5 protein-coding genes are annotated in these 5,902 nt (G+C 24.9%); 3 read left to right on the top strand and 2 right to left on the bottom strand.

Translation table 11 applies throughout. From position 1 onward, the window contains the following. Both T364_RS10655 and T364_RS0106840 read right to left on the bottom strand, forming a co-directional pair. On the bottom strand, positions 1-403 hold a 403-nt coding region (locus tag T364_RS10655; protein WP_035945514.1), incomplete at its 3' end, for an FGGY family carbohydrate kinase. A gap of 186 nt (positions 404-589) precedes the next feature. After that, on the bottom strand, positions 590-1,150 hold the full coding sequence (locus T364_RS0106840; protein WP_027128914.1) for a glycerol-3-phosphate responsive antiterminator: 561 nt from the start codon (positions 1,148-1,150) through the stop codon (positions 590-592). Between the two features lie 134 nt (positions 1,151-1,284). Between T364_RS0106840 and T364_RS10660 the strand changes: the two genes are divergently transcribed. The 3 genes from T364_RS10660 to T364_RS0106855 all read left to right on the top strand — a co-directional run. Next, complete coding sequence (locus T364_RS10660; protein WP_051532682.1) at positions 1,285-2,208, top strand: lysophospholipid acyltransferase family protein; 924 nt, start codon at positions 1,285-1,287, stop codon at positions 2,206-2,208. 16 nt (positions 2,209-2,224) lie between these two features. Beyond that, positions 2,225-3,160 carry a lysophospholipid acyltransferase family protein gene (locus tag T364_RS0106850; RefSeq protein WP_051532683.1) on the top strand — a complete coding sequence of 312 codons (936 nt, stop codon included), beginning with the start codon at positions 2,225-2,227 and terminating at the stop codon, positions 3,158-3,160. A 262-nt stretch (positions 3,161-3,422) separates the two neighbouring features. After that, positions 3,423-5,902 (top strand): autotransporter outer membrane beta-barrel domain-containing protein (locus T364_RS0106855; RefSeq protein ID WP_027128916.1); only part of this gene is annotated, 2,480 nt, incomplete at its 3' end.

The raw sequence follows: 5,902 nt of genomic DNA on the forward strand, positions 1-5,902 counted from the left end.
CATCAATTAAAAGTCCTGTATTTTCTTTTACATATTCTTCTAAACCATCTATTTTTTTAAGTTCATCACAAATTTTTGCAGTTCTTCTACATTGCCAAACAATAGCATTGTAAACAGGTTTTCCAGTATTTTTATCCCAAACAATAGTAGTTTCTCTTTGGTTAGTAATACCAATACCTATAATATCATGTTGAGAAATTCCCTCTCTAGCAATTACCTCAGCCAAAACCCCACTTTGACTTGACCAAATTTCCATAGGGTCATGTTCAACCCAACCTTCTTTAGGATAAATTTGAGTAAATTCTTTTTGAGAAACACCAACAATTTTTTGGTCACTATCAAAAACAATAGCTCTTGAGCTAGTAGTTCCTTGGTCTAATGCTATAATATATTTTTTCTCCATAAAATCCGCCCTCCAATTTTATTCAAAATAATATACAAAAAAATGCCTAAAATATTACTAAAATTTAGTAATTTTTTTAAGCATTCACTTTATCACATTGCTTATTATTTATCTAACAAGGTAATTTTATACTGTTTTATCTATTTTGTCAAGACACATTTTCTAATCATTTCTTATTATTTTAAATCAAATTTGCCACAATTCTTTTTTAGTAGTTGAAATTCCTTCTGCTCCAGCTCTTAAAGCATTCATAACATCTTCTTTTTCATCAATAAGTCCACCTGTTATTACTGGTAAATTTACTAAATTACAAATTCTTTTTATTATTTTAGGCATTAGTCCTGGTAAAATTTCAACTGCATCAGGCTTATTTTCTCTTATATGCATTACAGTATTTTTAAATGAAAAAGAATCAAGTATAAAATATCTTTGAATAACAGGAATATTTTTCTTTTTAGCAAAAGCTACCATATTGTGTTTTGTTGTTATTATTCCATCTAAATCTATATGATTAACTAAATATTCAACACCATAATTTGAGCTAGAAAGTCCTTCTATCATATCAGCATGAACAAACACAATTTTCCCTTCTTTTTTTAATTTTGATACAATATCTTCAATATTCATTAAATTTGCCATTATTATAAAAACTATCTCACTACCACTTTCTAGTGCTTCTTTTAAATCCTGGTCATTTTTTAATGCCGGAATAATTGGATTTCTTTCCAATATTTCCCTTATGTTCATTTTCCTACCTCCAATTTTTTATTGCCTTATATTTTAAAATATACTATATATTTATGTCAAGATAAAAAAATTTAAATATTTTTTAAAATTATGATATAATAACTTGTTCTTAAGAATTAAGGTGGTGAAAACTTATGAAAAAATTTATATTTTTTATACAATATATTTTATTTAAAATTTTAAAAACTTTTTTACTTATTTTCCCAGAGAAAATACGTTTTATTTTTGCTGAAAAATTATCAGTTTTAGCTTATAAAATTTTAAAGTCAAGAAGAGTTACTTCTCTTATCAATCTAAAATTTGTTTTTCCTGAAAAATCTTTAGAAGAATTAGAAAAAATAGCTATAGAATCTTATAAAAATATAGGGAAAGCTTTTATAGGTACACTATGGTTAGATAAATATGTAAAAAAAGAAAAAAATTTTAAAATTGCTAATCCTGAAATGATGCCTGTATTAAAAGAAAGTTCTCCTGCTACTTTTGCTAATATGCACTTTGGTAATATGGAAGGATTATTAAAAATAGCTGAAGAGTTTAATGTGGTTACTGTTGGAAAAACTCAAAATAATCCCTATGTTAATGATGAAATAATAAAAAATAGAAAATGTTTTAATATAACTTTATTACAAAGAAGCCCTTCCGTAGGAAGAGAACTTGTAAAATTTGCAAAAGAAGGAAGGAATATAGCTTTATTATCTGACCAAAAGGGAAGTGGAGCAGATGTATTATTTTTCTCTGAACCAACTACAGCTCCTACTGGAGTGACTAGTATTGCTTGTAAATTTAATCGTAGATTATTTTTAGTTTATTGTATATATCAAAAGGATTTTTCGACTTTAGCCTTTATAGAGGAAATTGAAAAATGTACAGATGAAACTATCCCATTTAAAGATAGAGTTCAAAAAACTACTCAAAATATGATAAATAAAATGGAAGATGCTATAAGAAAATATCCTGAACAATGGATGTGGATGCATGATAGATGGAAATTTTATAGAAGATATAAGAAAGGTGAATTACCTAAAGAATTAATGGAATTTGCTAAAACTATAAAATAATTTTAAAGGAGAAAAAATGAAAAAAAAGATTAAAAATATTATTTTCTATATTCAATATTTATTAATAATGTTTTTTACAAAATTATTTATATGGTTACCTGAAAAAGTTCGTTTTAATATTGGAGAATTTTTTGCTGTTTTAGCGTTTAAGGTGGTTAAAGAGGTTAGATATATCACTCTTCTTAATTTAAAACTTGCTTTTCCTGAAAAATCAAATGAAGAGATAAAAAAATTAGCTATAGAATCTTGTAAAACTATGAGTAGAGCTTTTTTTGTAAATATGTGGCTTGATAAATATTTAGAAAAAGATGAAAATTTTAAAATTATTGATGAAGATTTATTACAAGAAGCTATTGATAATGGACCTTCTGTTTTTGGAGCTATGCACTTTGGAAATATGGAAGCTCCTGTAAAATTAGCCAATAGAATTCCTATAGTAACTGTGGCTAAAGATAGAACAAATCCATATATAAATAATTTAATTATAAAAAATAGAACTAGATTTAATATAGCTTTATTACAAAAAGGAAATACTACAAGTAGAGATTTAATAAAATATGCAAAAGAGGGTAGATATCCAATTTTACTTACTGACCATAGAGATAGTAATGGAACTAATATAACTTTTTTTGGAGAACCAACTACAGCTCCTACTGGAGTATCTAGTATTGCTTTAAAATATAATAGGCCTTTTTATCTTATGTATTGTGTATTGACAAAGGATAATACTACAGAGGTTTATATAAGAAAAATTGAAAAATGTGATGATGAATCTCTATCATTTAAAGAGAGAGTTCAAAAAACTGTACAAAATATGTTTAATGAAATGGAAATTGTTATGAGAGAATATCCTGAGCAATGGATGTGGTCTTATGATAGATGGAAACTATATAGCCAATATAAAAAAGGTATACTTAGAAAAGATTTAATGGATTTTATAAAGAATTTTTAAACTTATAAAATATAAAAAATAAGAAAGTCACTGTATAAAAGCAGTGACTTTTTATATAAAATTATTTTCAGACTTTCATAAATTTAATTAAAAAATAACTTTTTTAAATTATTTTTTTTATAAAAAGTATTGCTTTTTTTTTTTTGAAGTATACTCATAATAAGAAAATATTTTTTAATAATAGCAATTTAAAAAGGTATAAAAAAAAGAAAATTTTTTCTATATCTATTTTAAGTTGCTTTTTTTATTATGGGGGTGGATTATGGTAAAAGATATTGAAAAAAATTTAAAAAGATGGTTAAAAAGAAAAGTTAAAATAACTATGGGAGTTATAGTTGCTTTTTTAGTTGGAAGTTCTTTAAGTTTTGCTGACACTTTATATATTAGAGATGGAGCAAATGGAATAGAATTTAGTTTAGATAATCAAAATTGGGGAGAAAATCCATACTCTGAAAATACATTTGAAAATAATATTTATGCTAATAGAAAGAATATAGAAAGTGATTATATAGGAATATATAACACAGCTTCTAATATTTCATTAATTAATAAAAATAAAATTATTGTAAATGGTGAGAAAGGATGGGGAATATATAGTAATGAAGCTATAAAAACTTTAAAAAATAATGATTTAATAGAAATAAAAGGTGATGAGGGAGCAAATGGAATATTAACTAAAGTATTAGTAGAAGAGTTAATAAATCAAGGAATAATAAAAGCAACAACTTCTTCTGCTGGACTAAAAACAGCTTATGGAATAAATAATCAAGGAGTAATAGAAAACTTACAAAATAATGGATTAATAACAGGGAAAGGTTATTATTATGTAGGAATAGAGAATCTTAATGGAATAGTATCAAAATTAGAAAATAAAGGTATTATTATGTCAGAAGAAAGTGATTCTGCAATTGGAATAAATAATGGTCGTTATTCTTTAAATGGTGGTATAATAGATAATTTAATAAATAAAGGTATTATTGATTTAAAAGGAAATTCAAATGTTTTTGGAATACAAAATAATAGTGGAGGAACAATAGGGGATTTATTAAATCAAGGTATTATAAAAGTGGAAGCTCTTTCTGATTTAGCTTTGGTTAATGGAATAGCTAATGAGTCTAATCAGATAGAAAATATATCCAATGAAGGAATAATTGATGTAGTAGGAAATTCTGAAGTAATTGGGATAGATTTTCCAGCAAAAAAAGAAACTAAAAATAAAGGAATAATAAAAGTAACTAGTTCTTCTAATGCAACAGGTATTAATCTAGGTGGATCAGAGAATAAAAGTGAAAATTTATTAAATGAAGGAATAATTGATGTAGTAGGTTCTAATAATGGTAGAGCAATACGAAATTATCATGAAATAAATAATTTTATAAATAATGGTATTTTAAAAACAAAAGGAAATGGTGATTTCACAGCTACAATTCTTTCTGAGTCTGAAAAAATAAATAATTTAGAACAAAATGGAATTGTTTTTTCTAACAGTGTAACTATAGAGATTCCATTTTCAAATACTAGCAATATTGTAAATAATGGGCTATTAATTGGAGATTCTAGTGATTTTATAAATAAAGGTTATACTAATAACGGAATAATATTTAGTTATGATACTGCAAATAATAACTATAAAATCCAAAGATATAAAGATACAGGAGAAAATGGAATTCAAATAGGAAATAAAACTATTATAAATGCTAAACTTATTGGTGTACAAAATGAAAATACAAATAATTGGACAGCTACTGGAAGTGAAAGTATAGTTTTAGAAGATAATAAAACAGATATGATTTATAATGGAATTACTAATACTTTAAAAGTAGGTGGAGAAAAAACTCTTACAAACTCTATTGTAAATGGATATACTTCTGCTATTGTTTTTGATGAAAATGGAGGAAGTTTAACTTTAGATAATTCTATTATCAATGGTGGAGTAGATGAAACAAGTGCTACTATCAAAGGAAGTAATAATATTGATAATTTAACTTTAACTAATGGCACAATAATCAATGGAAATATTGATTTAGGTAATGGAAATGATAATTTAACTTTAGATGATGAAACTCAAATTAATGGAGATTTATTAGGTGGAGATGGAGAGGATACTTTAACATTTAATAATTCCACTACAAAATCTAATGATGATAATATAAATATTTTTGGTAGTATACACAGTTTTGAAAATATGAAGATAGATACTAATGTAACTTTCTTTGAAAATACAAAAATTACAGGAACAGAAAATATAACTATAAGTGAAAACGGAAAAATGATAGTAAGGGTTGGAATAGAAAAAACAAATGGAAAATTAAATAATCATGTATTAAATAATACAGGAGCTATTGTATCAGGAGATGGAATACTATCAGTAAATCTAAATGGAAATGGTGTTGGAAGTATAATAGGAATGGGAGAAGATAGTAAAACACAAATTTCTGATGATTTAAATATAGAAAGTTATTCAGCATTACATATAATTAAGAAAAATTCTAATGGTGATTTAGAAGTATTGAAAAAAGAATTTGCCTCTCCAGAAAAATATCAAAATTTAAAAGACATTTATGATAGTATTTTTGCTTCAAAACAAGATGATGAATTTACAGATACTTCTTCTGAAAAATATGGAGAATTTTTAAAATACTTAAATGATATTTATGCAGGAACACCTTATTCTTATTCAACTGAAATTTCTAGAAAAACTTTAACAATGTTTGATGAAATTGCAATTTCAAAAGATTTAAA

It is taken from the genome of Fusobacterium perfoetens ATCC 29250, from assembly GCF_000622245.1.
In the GTDB taxonomy this organism is placed as follows: domain Bacteria; phylum Fusobacteriota; class Fusobacteriia; order Fusobacteriales; family Fusobacteriaceae; genus Fusobacterium_B; species Fusobacterium_B perfoetens.

Excerpts from the sequence above, each read along its gene's own strand:
- T364_RS0106840 (WP_027128914.1), bottom strand. The coding sequence starts at position 1,150 with ATGAACATAAGGGAAATATTGGAAAGAAATCCAATTATTCCGGCATTA.
- T364_RS0106850 (WP_051532683.1), top strand. The coding sequence starts at position 2,225 with ATGAAAAAAAAGATTAAAAATATTATTTTCTATATTCAATATTTATTA.
- T364_RS10660 (WP_051532682.1), top strand. The coding sequence starts at position 1,285 with ATGAAAAAATTTATATTTTTTATACAATATATTTTATTTAAAATTTTA.